Origin of the sequence: Antricoccus suffuscus (genome assembly GCF_003003235.1) — a bacterium.
Taxonomy (GTDB): Bacteria; Actinomycetota; Actinomycetes; order Mycobacteriales; family Antricoccaceae; genus Antricoccus; species Antricoccus suffuscus.
On the sequence record NZ_PVUE01000002.1, the window covers coordinates 264773 to 283950 of the forward strand.

Below are 19178 nucleotides of genomic sequence, written 5' to 3' on the forward strand. Positions count from 1 at the left end.
GGAAGTGCCATGAACGTAGACATTTCGGCGTTACGCGCAATCGAGCGTGAGAAGGACATTTCCTTTGAGACGGTGCTGTCGGCAATTGAGACCGCGCTGCTATCGGCGTACCGGCATACCGACGGGGCACAGGCTCGTGCCCGGATCGAGATCGACCGCAAAAGCGGCCTCGTCCAGGTGATGGTCCAGGAGACCGACGTAGAAGGCAACGTCACGCGCGAGTGGGACGATACGCCCGACGACTTTGGCCGAATCGCTGCGATGACGGCAAAACAGGTTATCTTGCAGCGGCTGCGCGAGGCCGAACAAGAGCACACGTTCGGCGAGTTTTCCGGCCGTGAGGGTGACCTGGTCGGCGGCGTAGTCGAAGCGGACGCGATGCGCAATCAACGCGGCGTCGTCGCCGTACGACTGACCCCGAAGCTGGAGGCGGCGCTGCCGCAGTCCGAGCAGGTGCCCGGCGAGGACTACACGCACGGCACCCGGCTCAAGGTGCTCATGGTGTCGATCGTGCGCGGGATGCGCGGGCCTCAGGTGACCGTCAGCCGTAGCCATCCCAACCTGGTGCGCAAGTTATTCGCGCTAGAAGTACCGGAGATCGCCGACGGGACCGTCGAGATCATCTCCATCGCCCGCGAAGCCGGTCACCGCACAAAGATCGCCGTGGTATCTCACTCGCCGGACGTCAGCGCTAAGGGCGCGTGTATCGGTGAGATGGGTGCGCGCGTTCGTCATGTGATGAGCGAACTGAACGGCGAGAAGATCGACATCGTCGACTACTCCGAGGACCCGGCCGAGTTCGTGGCCAGCGCGTTGTCGCCGTCGCAGGTCGTCGCCGTACACGTCACCGACCGGTTCGCGCGCGCGGCACGCGTGATCGTCCCGGACTTCCAGCTGTCCCTGGCGATCGGTCGCGAAGGCCAGAACGCGAGGCTCGCGGCGCGACTTACCGGCTGGCGGATCGACATCCGCAGCGACGCCGAGGTGGAGAGCGCCGTACCGGAGGAGCAGGCCTAGAGTCGCCCGCCGTTCGCGGCAGACAACCTCCTTCGCCTTGAAGGCGGACTCAGGGTACGATGAAATGCGGTATTGCGCCTGTTGTCGTCCCGCCCACCGGAGTGCTTTGTGAACGCTCGCACCTGCGTGGGTTGTCGACGGCGGGCCGATGCCGACGATTTGATGCGCATTGTCGTTGATCGGACCGCTTCGGCGCTCGTCGCCGTTGTCGATCGACGTCGATGTCGGCCGGGCCGCGGGGCACACCTGCATCCGGCACGTGACTGTTTCGATCAAGCCGTACGACGCAGAGCGTTTCCGCGAGCCCTCCGGGTAACCGGCGCACTCGACGTACAGGCCGTCGAAGAAGCAATCGGGCATCATCTCGCGCCCAACTAGCACCCTCGTTAAAAGCACGCCTCAACAGCACCGGAAGGTCGGAACTGGTATGGACAAGCAATGAGCAAGGCGTCCCGATGAAGGCAACCCGATGAAGCAGCAGCGATGACTGTGTTTCATAACTAAAAAACGAGGTCGCGGAAACCCGCTGCGGCTTCGAGACTAGGAGACCCGTGGCAGGCAAGGCCCGCGTACACGAGCTAGCAAAAGAGCTCGGCGTGAAGAGTAAAGATGTACTCGCAAAGCTCGGTGAGATGGGCGAGTTCGTTAAGAGCGCAAGCTCGACAGTAGAGGCGCCAGTAGCGCGCAAACTGAAGGAACAGTTCCCCAGCGCGGGGAACGGCGCGGCAAAGAAGGCCGCCGCACCACAGGCTGCTCCCGCGCCAGCGGCGCCCACCGCTTCGGCCGCGCCGCCCGCGGCACCAGCCGAGGCACCGGCAGCGCCTGCCGCATCCGCGCCGTCCGTCACTCCGGGCCCGCGCCCGGCCCCACGGCCAGCCGCGACGCCAGGTCCGGTCGCGCCCAAGCCCGCAGCAGCCCCAGCAGCGGCGCAAGATGCCCCGGCACCCGCGCCCGAAAAGGAAGCCGGTGCGCCGCAGTCCGACGCGCCCGCAGCGGCCCCGGCGCCGCGTCCGCGGTCGGCCGGTAACAACCCCTTCGGCGTGAGTCAGGCTCCAGCACCACGTCCGGCCGCGCCGCGACCGGCGGGTGCTCGTCCGGCTCCTCCCGCGGCGCCGCGTCCCGGCGCGCCTCGTCCGGGAGCTCCGCGCCCCGGCGCACCTCGTCCGGGAACACCGCGTCCGGGAGCTCCGCGCCCCGGTGGTCCGGGCCAGCGGCCTGGGGGCCCCGGCCAGCGTCCAGGTGGTCCCGGTGAACGTTCTGGTGGCGCTGGTCGCCCGACCCCGGGTGCGATGCCCGGGCGTCCGGCACCCGGCCTCGGTGGACGTCCAGGCGGCGGGTCCGGCGGCCCCGGTCGCTCAGGTCCAGGCGGTGGTGGCGGCGGATTCCGCGGTGGCCGCGGTGGCGGCCGCGGTCGCGGAGGCGGCACGGCTGGTGCCTTCGGGCGTCCCGGCTCACGCGGTCCGGTTCGCGGGCGCAAGAGCAAGAAGCAGCGCAGACAAGAGTTCGATCAGATGGACGCGCCGACGATCGGTGGCGTACAGATGCCCCGTGGCGACGGCTCGGTTGTCCGGATGCCGCGCGGTGCCTCGCTGACTGATTTCGCCGATAAGATCGACGTACAGCCCGCGTCGCTGGTCACGGTGATGTTCCACCTGGGTGAAATGGTGACCGCTACTCAGTCGGTCAACGACGAAGTGCTTGAGCTGCTAGCCCAGGAACTCAACTACAAGCTCGAAATCGTCTCGCCCGAGGACGAAGACCGCGAGTTGCTCGACACCTTCGACATCACGTTCGGCGAGGATGCGGACGATGGCCATGCGGTCTCACGTCCGCCGGTCGTGACGGTCATGGGTCACGTCGATCACGGTAAGACCAAGTTGCTCGATGCGCTTCGCAAGACGGACGTCCAGCGCGACGAGGCCGGTGGCATCACCCAGCACATTGGTGCCTACCAGGTGCGCACCGAGCATGAGGGCCAGGACCGCACGTTGACGATCATCGACACGCCCGGTCACGAGGCGTTTACCGCCATGCGTGCGCGTGGCGCGAAGACGACCGACATCGTGATCTTGGTGGTCGCGGCGGACGACGGCGTCATGCCGCAGACGGTTGAGGCGATCAACCACTCGCAGGCGGCCGGCGTACCGATCGTGGTCGCGGTCAACAAGATCGACAAAGAGGGCGCCAATCCGGACAAGATCCGCTCGCAGCTGACCGAATACAACCTGGTCGCTGAGGAGTACGGCGGCGAGACGATGTTCGTCAACATCTCGGCGCTCAAGCGGGAAGGTCTCGAGCAGCTGCTCGAAGCGGTGTTGCTGACCGCGGACGCCTCGCTCGAGCTCACCGCTGACCCGGACATGGAAGCGCAGGGCGTGGCCATCGAGGCGCACCTGGACCGCGGCCGTGGTGCCGTTGCAACGGTGCTCGTGCAGCGTGGCACGCTGCGGATCGGTGACTCCATCGTTGCCGGTGACGCGCACGGCAGAGTGCGGGCGATGCTGGACGAGAACGGCAATAACCTTAAGGAGGCCGGTCCCGCGCAGCCAGTGCAGGTCATCGGCTTCACTTCCGTGCCCGGCGCCGGTGACACGTTCCTCGTCGTCGACGAAGACCGCGTCGCGCGCCAGATTGCCGAACGCCGCCAGGCCCGCGAACGCAATGCTCAGTTGGCCAAGTCGCGGCGCCGGGTATCACTCGAGGACCTCAACAAGGTGCTCGCCGAGGGGAAGATTGACAACCTCAACCTGATCCTCAAGGGTGACAACTCCGGTACGGTCGAGGCACTCGAGGACGCACTGCTGAAGATCGAGGTGGGTGACGAAGTGTCGCTGCGCATCATCGATCGCGGCGTCGGTGCGATCACCGAGTCCAACATCAACCTGGCGATCGCGTCCGATGCGGTCATCCTCGGGTTCAACGTGCGGCCCGAAGGCAAGGCCCGCGAGCTGGGCGAGCGCGAGGGCATCGATATCCGCTACTACTCGGTCATCTACCAGGCGATCGACGATATCGAGGCGGCCCTCAAGGGCATGCTCAAGCCCGAGTACGAAGAGGTCCAACTCGGTACGGCGGAGATCCGCGAAGTGTTCCGCTCCAGCAAGTGGGGCAACATCGCGGGCGCGCTGGTGCGTTCAGGTGAGATTCGGCGTAACTCCAAGGCCCGGCTCGTCCGGGACGGCGCCGTTGTCGCGCAGAACCTCACGATCGACTCGCTGCGGCGATTCAAGGACGACGCCACGGAGGTCCGTGAGGGCTTCGAGTGTGGCATCGGACTGGGCTCGTTCAACGACATCAAGGTCGATGACGTGGTGGAGACCTACGAGCTTCGCGAGAAGCCGCGTAGCTAACGACGTACGCGATCGGCCGGTGCCTTCTTGGACCGGCCGATCGCCGTACGGCCGCCCGGCCGCGAGGTGCCGGGTGGAACATTATTGAGAAAGCAAGAAGAGGAGACGCGCGATGGCCGACGCGCCCCGCGCCCGCAGACTGGCAGTACGGATCCGCGAGATTGTCGCTGAGACGCTCGAACGTGAGGTCAAAGACCCGCGTCTCGGGCTGGTGACTATTACCGCGAGCAAGCTGACTGCCGACCTTCGGGACGCCACGCTGTACTACACGGTTTTCGGCACCGAAGAAGAGAAGGCCGAGAGCGCCCGGGCGCTCGAGTCGGCCAAGGGAGTGCTGCGTACGACGGTCGGTAAGCGGACCGGCGTACGGTACACGCCGTCGTTGACGTTCCTGTCTGACGACATTCCCGAACACGCCCGCAACATCGACGATCTACTGGCGAAGGCGCGGGCCGCAGACGCGGAGGTCGCGCAGGTGCGTGAGGGTAAGTCGTACGCCGGCGAGGAGAACCCCTATATCGAGCCTGGCACCGACGATGGCCTCGACGACGCCCCGGACTCGGATGAAGCCACGACCGAGACCGGGCACACCAGCCTCTGAAGTCCAGCCGCCGCCGTGTGGTCGTAGGCGTCAGGTGAAGGAGAGTGGACCGTCCAGCAGCGGCCACCAGCTCAGTGACGGGAAGCTGAGCACCAGAATCCCGATGAACGCCGCACCGAGCACGAATACCGTGACGCACACGACCGCGCCGAAACTTCCCGGCGCGAAGACATTCGCGGTACGGCGCGAGGCCCGACGTAATGACGCGCCGCCCGGGCCCCACCATGCGATCAGCATGGCGATAGCCATCGCGATCCCGATCACGGCATTCTGGATGTATTGGTCAAACCGCCCGCCGCTGCGGTGGATCGACTGCGACGCCGCGAAGATAAGGCCGGTAGCGACGGCGTACGGCACGAGCATGCTGCCGACCGCGAGCACACAAGACGTGACCATCCGCCACGGACTTGCCACGATCTCCTTCACGATGTTCGACCGCTTGGGGCCGTTGAACGAACGTCGCCAGTGCATGCTCTCCACGGAGCCGTCGACGAACCGTGCGACCGCGGCGCTCAGCAGTGCAACGCCCGCCCCAACAAACGGTATCGCGGCTGTCACTGCAATCAGCAGCAACGCGTACGCCGCGATCGTCCCGGTTCGACCGTACGGCGCCGGCGGCGGAGTCGTGGGCTCCGGCGGTGGTGGTTCGAGGTACGGCGTAGCGGGCCCGGCGTTCGGCGGTCTGTTGACGGGAGGCGGGTTCGTGTGCGGCGGGTTTGTATGCGGCGGGCTCGTGTGTGGCGCGACGATCGGTGCCGGCCGGTCGAGCAGGGCAGTGGGCTGGCGAGGCGCCATGTCCCCGGTAGACCGGGCGGGGCCCGGAGGGCGCACGTCCGGGTGAGCCATCGCAGTACGTCGTTCATCCGCGGTTGACTGTCCGGCCGCGAACCGGCCGAAGCGGGTTTTAATTTCGGCGGCGCCGGGTCGGGCCGCAGGATCTGGATGTAGGCAGTCGACAAGCAGCGGCGTCAGGTCTTCGTCGATACCTTCGAGGTCGAGTCTGCCGCGGCTGATGCGATCCAGGACGACCTCGATCGGTCCCTTGCCGGCGGGCGGGCGGCCGGTCGCCGCGAACGCCAAGGTCGCCGCCCAGCCCCACCAGTCGGTGGCTGGCGTCGAACGCGCGCCCGCGATGACCTCGGGCGCGACGTACCCCGGCGTACCGACAAACAGTCCGGTGACCGTTAGCCGTACGTCGTCGGCGAGCTGTGCGATACCGAAGTCGATCACGACCGGCCGCTCCTCGAACAGCAGGATGTTTCCCGGTTTGAGGTCGCGATGTACGACGTCGACGTCGTGGATCGCATCGAGTGCTCCGCTCAGGCCGTGACCGAGGTTGACCAACCCGGGTCGGCTTAGTGGACCGACGTCGTCGATGTAGGTGTCCAGCTGCGGCCCGGAGATGAACTCCGTGACGATGTACGCCGGGTCGTTCTCGAGGTCGGCGTCGACCACGCCCGCCACACAGCGATGCCGGACCCGGCGCAGCGTGTCGAGCTCGCGCCGCAGCCGTGATCGGGCGGCGGGATCTTCGGCGATGTGTTCGCGCAGGACCTTGATGGCGACTGGCTTGTCGGTGGGATCCGCGCCGAGGTAAACGATCCCCATGCCGCCCGAACCGACCTTCTTGATGACGCGGTACGGCCCCATGTATTGGTCGTCGCCCGAGGCCGTGGGGAGCCAAAGACCAGGAGGATGTCGCGTCGTCACACCTCTACGTTACTTGGCCTCGCGCCCGACGTCGGCTCCCTGTGACCATGTGGATCCCATTAACGGCGCGTCGCTGGGTGTTGGTGAGGGGACCGAAGCGGGCAATGGAATGATGCCGTGGTGAGCACGCGACCAGACATCTCCGTAGGCAGGGTCGTGCATCTGGCGCTGCCGGCGATGATCGTGCTGGCCGCCGAGCCGCTCTACCTGGTTGTCGATACAGCGCTGATCGGTCACCTCGGCGCGACCCAGCTCGCCGCGCTGGCGATTGGCGGGATCGTGCTGGCGCAGGTCTCCGGCCAGTTCAACTTCCTCGCCTACGGGACCACCGGCCGCGCGGCCCGGCACTACGGACGTAACGATCGAGCGGCCGCGGTCCGAGAAGGTGTCAACGCATCCTGGCTCGCGGTCGCGATCGGGCTCCTCGCGATCCTTGCCGTGCAGATCCTGGCCGGCCCGATCGCGCGATTGATCGGCGGCGATAACCCGGTCGCGGTCGCGGATGCGGAGTCCTGGATGCGGCTGGCGATTCTCGGTGCGCCGGGAATCTTGCTCGCCCTAGCCGGCAACGGCTGGATGCGCGGCGTCCAGGAAACCCGCAAGCCCACGACGTACGTCGTCGCGGCGTTCGGCATCTCGCTCGTCCTACTGCCGATCTTTGTCTACGTCCTTGGCTGGGGGCTGATGGGTTCGGCGGTCGCCAACGTGGTGGCGCAGTTGATCGGCGGGGGACTGTTCATCCGGGCATTGCTCAAAGAGGCCCACGGACCGGTACGCCGCACGCCGCACTGGCCGGTGATGCGGGCGCAGTTGCGCACCGGCCGGGATCTGCTGATCCGGACGCTGGCTCTGCAGGGTTCTTTTGCCGCGGCGGCCGGTGTAGCGGCACGGATGAGCACCGAGACGTTGGGTGCCCACCAGATCGGGCTACAGCTGTGGATGCTGTGCGCGTTGGTTCTCGACTCGGTCGCGATCGCGGCCCAGTCCTTGGTGGGCGAGGCGCTCGGGGCGGGCAACAAGGATCACGCGCGGCGGGTCGCGTTGATCATCGGACGGCTGGGTGTCGCGACCGGCGTACTGCTGGCGATCATTCTGCTCGCGATCGGACCATTCGCGCCGCATATCTTCACGTCCGACCCCGGCGTCCTGACCGAGACCGCGATCATGTGGTGGTGGCTCGTAGGAATGCAGCCACTGGCCGGTTACGTGTTCGCCGTCGACGGCATCCTGATGGGCTCCGGAGACGTCGCGATCCTACGCACCATCACCATCATCGCAAGCGTCTTCGTTTATATTCCGCTGGCGATCTGCGCGCTGAAGTTCCATTGGGGGATCGGCGGGATCTGGCTCGGTCTGACCAGTTTTATCGTCGCCCGGCTTGTCGTCGGCTGGTGGCGGGTGCGCGGCGACAAGTGGATGATCGCCGACGCACACTAGCCCGCCGGCACCGGCGAAGCGGTCTCAGCGCGACTTGGCGGTATCCGCCAACTGCTCCAGCACGTCGACCGTGGCATCCCAGCCCATGCAGGCATCGGTCACGCTCTGTCCGTAGGCGAGGTCCGCCGCGCGCGTCGTCGCGACCTCGAGCTTCTGCGCGCCGGGGGCGAGGAAGCTCTCAAGCATCATGCCGCCGATCGCGGTGCTGCCGGACGCGACTTGGGCGCCGATCTCGCCTGCCACCAGCGCCTGGCGAATGTGGTCCTTGCCGCTGTTGGCGTGGCTGGCGTCGATGATCAACCGCGGGTTGATGCCAGCGGAGGCGGCGCGCTGTGTCGCGGCGGCGACGTCGTTAGCCGAGTAGTTGGGCCCGTCCTTGCCGCCGCGCAGAATGATGTGCGTGTCTGGGTTACCCGCCGTACTGACGAGTGCGGCGCGGCCGCCTTGATCGATGCCGAGAAACGACTGTGCCGCGGCGGAAGCCGCGCACGCGTCGAGCGCCACCTGCAGGCCGCCGTCCGTACCGTTCTTGAACCCGACCGGCATCGACAGGCCGGACACCAGTTGGCGGTGGATCTGACTTTCGGTGGTACGCGCGCCGATGGCGCCCCAGCTGACGAGGTCAGCGACGTACTGGGGGCTGATTGGCTCGAGGAATTCCGTCCCGCACGGGAGTCCCAGCGCGGCTACGTCGAGCAGGAACGAGCGGGCCGCCCGAAGCCCGGTCGCGATGTCGTGGCTGCCGTCGAGGTGCGGGTCGTTGATCAGGCCCTTCCAGCCGACTGTTGTTCGTGGTTTTTCAAAGTAGGTGCGCATGACGATGACCAGCTCGCCGGCGTGCCGCTGAGCCTCACCGGCGAGACGTTCGGCGTACTCCAGGCCGGCCTTAGGGTCGTGGATCGAGCACGGGCCGACGATGACGAGCAGCCGGTCGTCGAGGCCGGCCATGACCGCTCGTACGTCACGTCGGCCCCGATCGACGACGGCGGCTTGCGCCTCGGACTGCGGCAGTTCGGCCAGCAGCTCCTGCGGCGTGGGTAGCGGCTCAAACTCGCTGACGCGCAGGTTCGAAGTCGAAACGTGCGTGTTGGCTGGGGAATTCATACGAAGTGGTGTCCCGTCTGCGTGGGCGAGCCCTTGCAGAGCCCGCCATGGAAATGACGATGGGCAGAGATTTCTCTCTGCCCGGCTGGCTCTGAAGGTTGTGTCGATGCGCGTTAGTCAGACGCAGGCTCCTCCAGAGCCAACGAAAAATACGCATACCAACGGTTCGACACGTGAAAAAGCATACTGCACTCACCTGAGAGAGATCAGGCGCTGTCGGCTTCGGCCCTGCGGTAGCCGACGAACCGGTAACGCAGACCCGTCTTCGACGTGTGCCAGTCGCTCGCGTCGGTGACGATCCAGTCCGCGCCGATGACCGGCGCGAGGGTGTCGCCGACGTACGTTTCGTCGATCTCGGTGACCACGATCGTGTCGGCGTGCGGGAGCGCCTCGGCGTACACCCCGGCGCCGCCTATGACCCACACGTCGGTGTCGCTGGCTAGCCCTTCCTCCAGGGAATGTACGACGACGGCACCGTCATCGGCCCAGTCCTGCTGGCTGGTGATGACGACGTTGGTGCGGCCGGGCAGAGGGCGAAACTTCGGCGGGAACGATTCCCAGGTACGCCGGCCCATCACCACCGTCGTGCCGCTGGTGGTGGCCTTGAAGTGTGCGAGGTCTTCGGGCAGGTGCCACGGCATGGTGCCGTCGCGTCCGATCACCCGGTCCCGGGCCTGCGCCCAGATCAGGCCGACGACCATCTAGACCGCGACCGGCGCTTTGATCGCCGGATGGTGCTCGTAGCCGACGATCTCGATGTCGTCGTACTCGTAGTCGAACAGCGAGGCGGCCTTGCGCAGCTTGAGCGTCGGGTAGCGGTACGGCGCCCGCGAAAGCTGTTCGGTGACCTGCTCGACGTGGTTGTCGTAGATGTGGCAGTCACCGCCGGTCCACACGAAGTCGCCGACCTCAAGGTCGACCTGCTGCGCGATCATGTGCACCAGGAGCGCGTAGCTGGCGATGTTGAACGGCACGCCGAGGAACAGGTCGGCACTGCGTTGATAGAGCTGGCAGGAGAGTTTGCCATCTGCGACGTAGAACTGGAAGAACGCATGGCAGGGCGGCAGCGCCATCTGCGCGATCTCGCCGACGTTCCAGGCCGAGACGATCATTCGCCGCGAGTCGGGATTGGTGCGCAAAGTCTCCAGCAGGCCGGTGATCTGGTCGATGTGCCCGCCGTCCGGGGTGGGCCACGCACGCCACTGCACGCCGTACACCGGCCCGAGTTCGCCGTCCTCGGCCGCCCACTCGTCCCAGATCGTCACGCCCCGGTCCTGCAGCCAGCGCACGTTGCTGTCGCCGCGCAAGAACCACAGCAACTCCATCGCAATCGACTTGAAGTGCACCTTTTTGGTCGTGATCAGCGGAAAACCTTGCGACAGGTCGAATCGCATCTGGTGACCGAACACCGAACGCGTGCCGGTGCCGGTGCGATCGGACTTGGGCGTGCCGCCGTCGAGGACCAGCCGCAGCAGGTCTTCGTACGGCGTGGCGGGGGAGGTTGGCATGATGCCCAGCCTAATTCAGGATCTCGCGGCGCGTCGATAAGCCGCGTCCACGGTTTGCGCCAGTAGTACGCCGATCGTCATCGGCCCGACCCCGCCGGGCACCGGCGTGATGAGGCGAGCGGCCTCGGCCGCACCGGCGTACTCGACATCGCCCACGTTGCCAGGGTTGTAACCGGCATCGATGACGACGGCGCCCGGCTTGATCCACGCGCCCTTCACGAACTCCGGTTTGCCCACCGCTGCGACCACGACGTCGGCCCCGGCGACGATCTCGGGCAGATCGCGGGTCTTGGAGTGGCAGTAGGTGACCGTCGCGTCCCGTCCGAGCAACAGCATCCCCATCGGCTTGCCCAGAATCGGGCTGCGGCCGATCACGACCGCCCGCGCGCCGGTCAGGTCGACGTCGTACGCGTCGATCAGCCGCATGATGCCGCCCGGCGTACACGACTGAAAGCCCGTATCACCGAAGGCCATGCTCGCGAACGAGTGCATCGTGACACCGTCGACGTCCTTGTGTGGCGCGATGGCTTCGAACGCCGCGCGTTCGTCGATCTGTGCGGGCACCGGATGCTGCAACAGGATGCCGTCGATCGCAGGGCCGGCCGACAGCGCCTCGATGTGGTCGACCAGCTCTCGCGTCGTGGTCGTGTCTGGCAGCTCGTTGCGCACCGACTCGATCCCGGCCTTCGCGCTGCGGTTCATCTTCATCTTCACGTAGGTCCGCGACGCGGGGTCGTCGCCGACGAGAACCGTTGCCAGGCAGGGCTTACGGCCGGCGTCGGCGAGAAATTGCTGCGCCCGGGACGTCGTCTCGTCGAGCAGTTTCGCGGCCAGTGCGGTGCCGTCCATCAATGTCGCGCTCACGTCGTACCTCTCACTTGTGTCAGTGAGAAGCACCCAGGCGGTCGACGCTTCACGAAATTGCACTCCCCGGTAGTTCACCTACCCGCGCCAGTCGTGTCCGTAGATAGTACGTCGTCAATTGGTTCCGTCGACAGACTCGGGTGGGTAGCCGCCCGACCGGAAAGTTTGGTGCGCCAGCGTCCCGAAAGTTCCACTAAGTGGGGCCATTGGCCGGTGCTCGTTATTTCGCGCGTTTGCGGGGTGGTGCTTGTCGGTTGATGGGGTAGGTGGTGTATTTGCGGCCGGTGGGGCTGATCCAGTCGATACGCCCGTCGTGGCGGAGGGTCGGTGTCCATCCGGTCTGGTGTTTGATGCGGTGGTGGAATTCGCAGAGTGCGGCGAGGTTGGCATCGGCGGTGGGTCCGTGGGGGTATGCGGTGACGTGGTCGAGGTGGCAGTAGACCGCTTTACGGGTGCAGCCGGGGAAGCGGCAGACGCCGTCTCGCGCGATCACGCGGCGGCGCATTGCTGCTGGTGGCCGGTAGCGAGTGGTGCCGACGTCGTAGACGATCCCGCTGATCGGGTCGTTGACGATCCGTCGCCACCGTGCGTCTGTGGCGAGCGTGCGGGCGAGGTCGGGGTCGATGGGGCCGAGTCCGTTGATCACCGCATGCGCGCGGAGATCGGCGGTATCGGTGCCATCGGTGGTGGCGCCATGCCTGGTAGTGGTGGCGTCGGGTTGGTGGCTGCCGCAGGCCGGGCATGCCGGGCCGGCCTGCGTCGTGGCGCGGCCGGCGAGGTCGGCACCGGCCAGAATGCTCGCGGGGATGGTGACGTCGACGGTCACCCGTGGCGTGCGGGGCAGGGTGAAGTCGATGCACGCGGATAGTTGCCGGATCAGGTCCCACATTTCGGTGACTTGTTCGGTCTCGGCGGGGTCGGTGAGCGTGTACTGCCCGTCCGCGTCGAAGCAGGCCGTGCCCGGGTCGCCACAGTGGTCGCGGGTGAACGCGGCCGGCCCGAGCACGCAGGTCAGGAGCGCGTCGGCGCGGCGCTGCTGGTGACTACGGGTGTCCCCGGGTGCCGCGTCGCCGGCGAGGTCATCCAGGGCCGTGCTGAACGCTTGTGCTTGGGCGAGGGGTAGTTCACCGAGCAGGTGCGCGATGTCGCCGTCGGGGCTGATCGCGACGTACCGCTGCGACTGCCGCGCTTTACGGATCTTCTTGGCGATCGGTGTGCCGAGGACCGCGAGGAGGGCTGCGCGTATCCGGGTGCGCCATTGCGTGGTGTTCTCTCCTGCGGCGTGTGGCAGCACGATCGCGTCGAGTTCGGCGCATTGTTGATGGTGCAGTGCTTCGGTTTCGCGGATCAGGATGCGGAGTTTCTGTTCAGTCATCCCGCTCGCGGGGTGCAGTAGCGCGGTGACGGCGTCGGGGTGGTTGGTGTGCGCGGCGAGGGCGTGGTTGATCCGGTTGCTGGCGGTGCTGAGGCTGAGTGCGCAGGCGGGCGCGTATTCGGCGAGCAGGATCTGCCGCGCGGTGAGCCAGGTGTCTCCGCGCCAGTTCGGTCCGTGTGCGCGGACTGCGGCGGGGTCGGCGTCGGCTTCGAGGAACTGCGCGCAGTTACGGTGCGCGGTGATGATGGCGGTGATTTCGGCGTGGTGGTGACGTGCCGCGTCCGTCTCGAGTGTGCTCAGGGTGGCGATTGCGGTGGTGAACTCTCCGCCGTAGAGCACGTCGTCATCGTTGATCAGGCCGATCGGGTCGTGGGGTGTTCTCCGGCTCCTACGCATGTCTCGATGGTAGGACAGGTGTACGACAATTTTGAGGTTGTTCACAGGCCGCGTTGTGATGTGTCAGGACATAGGTGGCAGTTCTGCATCAGGACATAGGTGACAGTTCCAGGCTCGGAGCGGTAACAGTCCGGGCCGCGTTGGAAGGCTCCGGTCCCTCAAGGTGGTCCTGCTCAATGCCTTCGGTCAATGGGGTCGACGCAAGTCATCAGGCAGGACTAGCAAGTCCTCAGTACGTCGAGGGTCACGCTCGACGTACCCACACTTCCCTGGCATGGCTGGGATAATTGGATCATGCCCATCAGCCGCCCCCTTCGCCGTCGTCCCGAACCCCTGGACCTGCCGGCGGACTTCGACGTACTCGAGGCGTTGCTGCGGCGACGCGACGAGGGCAGCGAACCTGGCCAGCGCACCGACGACTTCCGGATCGCGCTCGTGGTCAGCGGCGGTGGCATGCGCGGCGGGTCGACCGGCGGAATGGCGCGGGCACTGCAGTCAGCAGGCTTAGGCCGGGCCTTCGACGTCGCATACGGCACGTCCTCCGGAGCGTTCATCGCGGCGTCGGTCGTTCACGGGCTTGCCGACCAGGCGAGCCGGGTCTTCTCCGACGACATGTCCAAACCGGAGTTTCTCGACCTTCGCCGGTTGTGGCAGCGCGAGCCGGTCATGTCGCTGGATCACCTCATCGACCACATCCTCACTCAAACGAAGCCGATCCCGTGGTCAGACACGGTCACCCACGACGTACCCCTGCACATCATCGCTACGGCGGTGGACGACATGGCCTCGTACGCGCTGGAAAATCTCGACACCGAGGACAAATGGCGGCTCGCGTTCCGCGCGACCGCGTGCGTGCCCGGGTTTGCCGGCAAGCCGGTCGAGCTCAATGGGCGCAGCTGGATCGACGGATCGGTCACCGAACCTCTCGCCGCGATGCGGGCCGTCAACGACGGCGCCACCCATGTGCTCGCGCTCGTCGCCCGCAGCGCTCCCGAGCTCAACCATGCGGACATCACCCTCGGCTCAATCGCCAAGAAGCACGCGGTCAACAGGGTCGCCAACGGCCTCGGCTCGATGCTGCAGGACCGAATCCACTACACCGAGTCGATACGCGACCTGGCCGCGAGCGACGCCCACGCTTACGTGATGGCCAATCCCGAGTCGGCCGGCGTACGCGGCTTCACCCGGGACGTCGCGAAGATCGACCGAGCGGTCGAACTCGGCCAGCTGACCGCGCAGTACGCGTTGGGCGCCGCGCAGGAGCGACGAGTCGCGCATGGCTGACAACGGGCTGATCATCATCGACAAGCCCGGCGGTATGACCTCGCATGACGTGGTCGCTCGGGTACGACGCATCGCCGGCACCCGCAAGGTCGGCCACGCCGGGACCTTGGACCCGATGGCAACCGGGATCCTGGTGATTGGGGTCGAACGCGCGACCAAACTGCTCGGCTACCTGATGGGTCACGACAAGACGTACGCCGCCACGGTCCGGCTCGGTACGACGACCGTCACCGATGACGCGGACGGCGAGATTGTCGATCGCGTCGACGCCGCGCACATCACCAACGAGCAAATCCGCGCCGGCCTGCAGGGTCAAACGGGGCTGATCAGCCAGGTTCCGTCAGCGGTCTCGGCCATCAAGGTCGGTGGACGACGCTCCTATGACCTGGTACGCCGCGGCGAGGCGGTGCCACTCACGCCGCGCGAGGTCCAGATCCATGCGATCGAGGTTCACGACGTACGTCGTACCCGCGGCGAGGTTGACGTCGATATCGTCGTGCGCTGCGGTTCGGGCACCTACATCCGGGCCATCGCCCGTGACGTCGGCGCCGAACTGGGGGTCGGCGGGCACCTCACGGCGCTGCGGCGTACGGCGACGGGGGATTTCGACGAGTCCGTCGCGCTGTCCTTGGAAGAGCTCGGTGAGCGGGCCAATCCGGTCGTAGTCAGCCTGGATGACGCGGTCGCCCGGTCCTTTCCCCAGCGACGCGTGGACGCCGATGAGGCGCGCGAACTATCGTTCGGGCGCCGGCTCACGCCGGCCGGTGACGGCGACATCACCTATGGCGCTATCGATCCGGAAGGCGCCGCCGTCGCCCTTATCAACGCGCACGGCAAACCGATCGTGGTGTTCAAACCGGCCTGATTGGCCAGCCCACGACGCCGTTCGACACCCCGCGCGGTTAGGATTCGCAGTGAATCCAACTCAGGCCGCCCGGCGTACGCCGGCGGCGTACCAACAGGGAGCGCCCATGTCCGGGACAGTCGTCAATCTGCCAACGCAACTGGCCGACGGGCTCCCGCTGACCGTAGACGTGTCCGCGCACCCGCGCAGTGACGACGAGCGAGCCGCGATTCTGGCCAGTCCGGGTTTCGGCAGTCACTTCTCCGACCACATGGTGCTAGTCAAATGGGATGTGCAGAACGGCTGGCACGACGCGAAAATCCAGGCCTACCAGCCGTTCTCGCTCGACCCGGCGAACGCCATCCTGCACTACGCGCAATCGATCTTCGAAGGGCTGAAGGCCTACCGGCAAGACGACGGCACGCTGGCGTCCTTCCGCCCGGAGGCCAACGCCGCGCGATTTGCAAAGTCCGCGCGTCGCCTCGCCATGCCGCCGTTCCCGGAGGATGCATTCGTCGCGGCATGCGATGCGTTGGTGACGATTGACTCCGCGTGGGTCCCCGAGGGCGGGGAGATGAGCTATTACCTGCGCCCGTTCATGTTCGCCTCAGAGAGCTTCCTCGGCGTGCGACCCAGCAACGAGTACTACTTCTGCGTCATTGGTTCGCCGGCCGCCGGCTACTTCAGCGACGGCGTGCAGGCCGTGTCGGTCTATGCGAGCGAAGACTACGTGCGCGCCGCACCCGGTGGCACCGGCGAGGCGAAATGCGGTGGCAACTATGCCGCTAGCCTGCTCGCCCAGCAGCAGGCCGCGGACGAAGGCTGCGACCAGGTGGTGTGGCTCGACGCGATCGAGCGGAAGTACGTCGAAGAGATGGGCGGCATGAACCTGTTCTTCGTCTACGGCAAGGACCCGGACAACGTCGAGATTGTGACTCCCGACCTGACTGGCACGCTGCTTCCCGGCATCACCCGCGAGTCGCTGCTGGCGGCCGCCGGCGAGCTCGGGATCCGCGCCACCGAACGTAAGATCTCGCTCGCCGAGTGGCGCGACGGGGTGGCCAGCGGCGACATCAGCGAGTCGTTCGCGTGCGGCACCGCCGCAGTCATCACACCCGTCGGCAGCGTCAAGGCGCGCACCGGCAACTTCGACATCAGCACCGAGATGGGCCCGGTGACGGCCAAGCTGCGTCAGCTACTGCTCGGGGTGCAGCACGGAACGACGCCCGACACCCACAACTGGATTCACAAGATCGGCTAGCAACAGATCGGATAAGCCAACAGATCGGATAAGCACTATGTTGCGTTGGCGTCACGCCGACAATGCGCCGGCCGGCTGGGGTCGCTGCGTCATCACCATCGGACAGTACGACGGAATTCACCTCGGTCACCAAGCGCTGATCAAGGAGACCGTCGCCGAGGCCAACAGGCTCGGCGTACCGTCGCTGCTGCTGACCTTCGATCCGCACCCGCGTGAGGTGCTCAAACCGGGGTCGCACCCGCCGATCCTGACGAGCCTCAAGCGCAAGGCCGAACTGGCGGAGGCGTGTGGGATCGACGCGTTCTGTGTCGTACCGTTCACCGTTCCCTTCTCGAAGCTGCACCCACAGGAGTTCGTGCACGAGATCCTGCTCGAGCACCTGCACCCGACGAAGGTGATCGTCGGTGACAACTTCACCTTCGGTTCTAAGGCCTCCGGCACCGTCGAGACTCTCAAGGAGCTGGGCGGCGAGTTCGGCTTCGATGTAGAAAGCCTGGACCTGGTCGGAGAAGGCGGCCACACGGTCTCCTCGACGTACGTACGGTCGTGCGTGGCGGCCGGCCAGATGCGTGAGGCGGCCGCGGCTCTTGGCCGACCACACCGAATCGAGGGCCTCGTCGTACGCGGCGACATGCGTGGGCGTGGGCTCGGGTTCCCGACCGCGAACCTCCGGCCGCCGATGTACACCGCATTACCGGCCGACGGCGTCTATGCGGGATGGGTCCAGGTGCGCGACGTACCGAAGCCCGCCGCGATCTCGGTCGGCACCAACCCGACGTACTCCGGTCAAGAACGCCGCGTCGAGGCGTTCCTGCTCGACTACGACGGTGACCTGTACGGCGAACAAGTGCAGATCGACTTCATTGAACGACTGCGCGGAATGATCAAGTTCACCTCTGAAGCCGAGCTAATCCCCGCCATCGAGGACGACGTACGCCGCACCCGCACCGTTCTGGGGCTTTCGGGCGACGCTTCGTGACGTTCAACTCGGAGCAGAGCCTCGTCGACGACGCGGTCAATCCGTACGGCCCGCTGCCGGCCGCGACTGACGCTGAGCCGGTCACCGTGCAATCCGGCGATCCCAACACCGACGGCGCCGAACTCGGCGGCTATGCCTGGTGGGCAAGTGATCCCGCCCCAGCCGTGCTGTTCCTGCACGGCTGGGGGCAGGATGCGTCGTACCACTACGGGCGGGCCCGAGACCTGCACGCGCGCGGGTGGAACGCGGTCAGCCTCGGCCTGCGCGGATGGCCAGGGTCCGATGGCGAGGACGAGTACGGCTTGCACGCCGACGATGATCTCGGGGCCGCGCTTCGGATGCTCAACGCGCGCCCTTCGGTCACCGGCACGGTGGTGCTGGGCTTCTCGATGGGCGGCCTGATCGGTGCGGTCGGCGTCGCCAATGCCGGCGGTGCCGCCGGGCTAGTGATGGTCAGCAGCCCCACCGATCTCCCCGCGGCGTACCGGGATACCGGCCGCGACATGCTGAGGACCTACTACGACGCGACGCTGACCGACGGACAGTGGACGGGCTGCTCGCCGATCACGTACGTCGCCGAGCTCACCGTGCCGACCCTGGTCGTGGTCGGCACCGAGGACCGGATGATCCCGCCCTCTCAGGGCCGTGCACTGGCGGCAGCGCTGCCCTCGGCGCAACTGCTTGAGATCGAGGGGATGCGGCACGTTCCCGCTGATGAGGACTGGGCGCTGATCATGGAGCGCACGCTCGACCTGCTGCCCGGGGCCACGGACTAACGCCGACCTGCTACGCGGGTCCGCGGCCAAGCGGGCGGGCGCGATTAGACAGCTGCGAGTAGGTAGCGACCAGTAGATAGCAAGGTCACGCCGCCGTGACTGTCACCGCGGCGGGGTGGCTGCTATCATTGACCGTGATCGTGCGCCATCTGTGCACGGCAGCGTGTCGAGTCACATTCCTCTGTGAAGCAGACCAGGGGACACGCGATCGAAACCCTAGGAGATACATTCGTGCCGCTCAGTGCTGAGAAAAAGACTGAAATCATCAACGACAACAAGACCAGCGAAAACGATACTGGTTCGCCTCAGGTGCAGATCGCGATGCTGACCGACCGCATCTTGTCGCTCACCGAACACCTCAAGCAGCACAAGCACGACCACCACAGCCGCCGCGGCTTGCTACTGATGGTCGGCCGACGCCGCCGTCTGCTCAAATACTTGCAGGCTAGCGACCTCGACGGCTACCGCGCGTTGCTGGCGAAGCTCGGCCTGCGCCGCTAGCTGCTTTCAGGGAGTGATCCGACACGCGGGTCACTCCCTGTTTCACACGGAGGGCATCCGCCCACGTGACAATTGAATCCGCTCCCGCCAATCGGCGTTGGGGCACCACCTCGCGTGTACGACGCAGATGACGTGATCGAGACGCACACTGGCCCTCGGTGGTGGCCAACG

At 66.4% G+C, this 19178-nt stretch carries 17 protein-coding genes and 1 riboswitch; of the genes, 11 read left to right on the forward strand and 6 right to left on the reverse strand.

The window, feature by feature from the left end; genetic code table 11:
* The first annotated feature begins 9 nt into the window (after positions 1–9).
* The 4 genes from nusA to rbfA all read left to right on the forward strand — a co-directional run bounded on the left by nusA (position 10) and on the right by rbfA (position 4968).
* Positions 10–1017: a transcription termination factor NusA gene (gene nusA, locus CLV47_RS04090; RefSeq protein WP_106347716.1), complete on the forward strand. Its 1008-nt coding sequence runs from the start codon at positions 10–12 to the stop codon at positions 1015–1017.
* Between the two features lie 108 nt (positions 1018–1125).
* A complete protein-coding gene (locus CLV47_RS04095; RefSeq protein ID WP_238145216.1) occupies positions 1126–1395 on the forward strand; it encodes a YlxR family protein in 270 nt (89 codons plus the stop codon).
* A gap of 173 nt (positions 1396–1568) precedes the next feature.
* Entirely contained in the window at positions 1569–4367 is a 2799-nt protein-coding gene (gene infB / locus CLV47_RS04100) for a translation initiation factor IF-2 (RefSeq protein WP_106347718.1), read from the forward strand.
* Between the two features lie 112 nt (positions 4368–4479).
* On the forward strand, positions 4480–4968 hold the full coding sequence (gene rbfA / locus CLV47_RS04105; RefSeq protein WP_106347719.1) for a 30S ribosome-binding factor RbfA: 489 nt from the start codon (positions 4480–4482) through the stop codon (positions 4966–4968).
* Positions 4969–4998: 30 nt separating this feature from the next.
* On the opposite strand, the gene CLV47_RS04110 is transcribed toward rbfA, so the two are convergent.
* Positions 4999–6678 (reverse strand): serine/threonine-protein kinase, encoded by a 1680-nt coding sequence (locus CLV47_RS04110; RefSeq protein ID WP_146135275.1) that lies wholly within the window; start codon positions 6676–6678, stop codon positions 4999–5001.
* Positions 6679–6798: 120 nt separating this feature from the next.
* On the opposite strand from CLV47_RS04110, the gene CLV47_RS04115 reads away from it, so the two are divergent.
* Positions 6799–8115 carry an MATE family efflux transporter gene (locus tag CLV47_RS04115; protein ID WP_238145217.1) on the forward strand — a complete coding sequence of 439 codons (1317 nt, stop codon included), beginning with the start codon at positions 6799–6801 and terminating at the stop codon, positions 8113–8115.
* A gap of 24 nt (positions 8116–8139) precedes the next feature.
* On the opposite strand, the gene CLV47_RS04120 is transcribed toward CLV47_RS04115, so the two are convergent.
* From CLV47_RS04120 to CLV47_RS04140, 5 genes are all read right to left on the reverse strand, one after another.
* Positions 8140–9219, reverse strand: coding sequence for a 3-deoxy-7-phosphoheptulonate synthase (locus tag CLV47_RS04120; protein ID WP_106347721.1), 1080 nt, complete (start codon positions 9217–9219; stop codon positions 8140–8142).
* Between the two features lie 206 nt (positions 9220–9425).
* Positions 9426–9920, reverse strand: a complete 495-nt coding sequence (locus CLV47_RS04125) for a dihydrofolate reductase (RefSeq protein WP_106347722.1) — start codon at positions 9918–9920, stop codon at positions 9426–9428.
* Complete coding sequence (locus CLV47_RS04130) at positions 9921–10727, reverse strand: thymidylate synthase (protein WP_106347723.1); 807 nt, start codon at positions 10725–10727, stop codon at positions 9921–9923.
* Positions 10728–10742: 15 nt separating this feature from the next.
* Positions 10743–11591 (reverse strand): bifunctional 5,10-methylenetetrahydrofolate dehydrogenase/5,10-methenyltetrahydrofolate cyclohydrolase, encoded by an 849-nt coding sequence (locus CLV47_RS04135; RefSeq protein ID WP_272946778.1) that lies wholly within the window; start codon positions 11589–11591, stop codon positions 10743–10745.
* 24 nt (positions 11592–11615) lie between these two features.
* Positions 11616–11696: riboswitch (ZMP/ZTP riboswitch) on the reverse strand.
* A 115-nt stretch (positions 11697–11811) separates the two neighbouring features.
* A complete protein-coding gene (locus tag CLV47_RS04140; RefSeq protein WP_146135276.1) occupies positions 11812–13362 on the reverse strand; it encodes an HNH endonuclease signature motif containing protein in 1551 nt (516 codons plus the stop codon).
* 294 nt (positions 13363–13656) lie between these two features.
* Between CLV47_RS04140 and CLV47_RS04145 the strand changes: the two genes are divergently transcribed.
* The 6 genes from CLV47_RS04145 (at position 13657) to rpsO (ending at position 19007) form a co-directional block, all read left to right on the forward strand.
* The gene (locus CLV47_RS04145; RefSeq protein WP_106347726.1) at positions 13657–14646 is read left to right on the forward strand and encodes a patatin-like phospholipase family protein; all 990 of its coding nucleotides are present in this window, start codon (positions 13657–13659) and stop codon (positions 14644–14646) included.
* Positions 14639–15511, forward strand: coding sequence for a tRNA pseudouridine(55) synthase TruB (gene truB / locus CLV47_RS04150; RefSeq protein ID WP_106347727.1), 873 nt, complete (start codon positions 14639–14641; stop codon positions 15509–15511). The genes CLV47_RS04145 and truB overlap by 8 nt, the downstream gene beginning before the upstream one ends.
* Positions 15512–15560: 49 nt before the next feature.
* Positions 15561–16751, forward strand: coding sequence for a branched-chain amino acid aminotransferase (locus CLV47_RS04155; RefSeq protein WP_238145218.1), 1191 nt, complete (start codon positions 15561–15563; stop codon positions 16749–16751).
* Positions 16752–16788: 37 nt separating this feature from the next.
* Positions 16789–17730, forward strand: coding sequence for a bifunctional riboflavin kinase/FAD synthetase (locus tag CLV47_RS04160; RefSeq protein WP_106347729.1), 942 nt, complete (start codon positions 16789–16791; stop codon positions 17728–17730).
* Positions 17727–18506, forward strand: coding sequence for an alpha/beta hydrolase family protein (locus tag CLV47_RS04165; protein ID WP_106347730.1), 780 nt, complete (start codon positions 17727–17729; stop codon positions 18504–18506). Before CLV47_RS04160 ends, CLV47_RS04165 begins: the two co-directional genes overlap by 4 nt.
* Before the next feature lie 231 nt (positions 18507–18737).
* Positions 18738–19007, forward strand: a complete 270-nt coding sequence (gene rpsO, locus CLV47_RS04170) for a 30S ribosomal protein S15 (protein WP_106347731.1) — start codon at positions 18738–18740, stop codon at positions 19005–19007.
* The last annotated feature ends 171 nt before the right edge of the window (positions 19008–19178 follow it).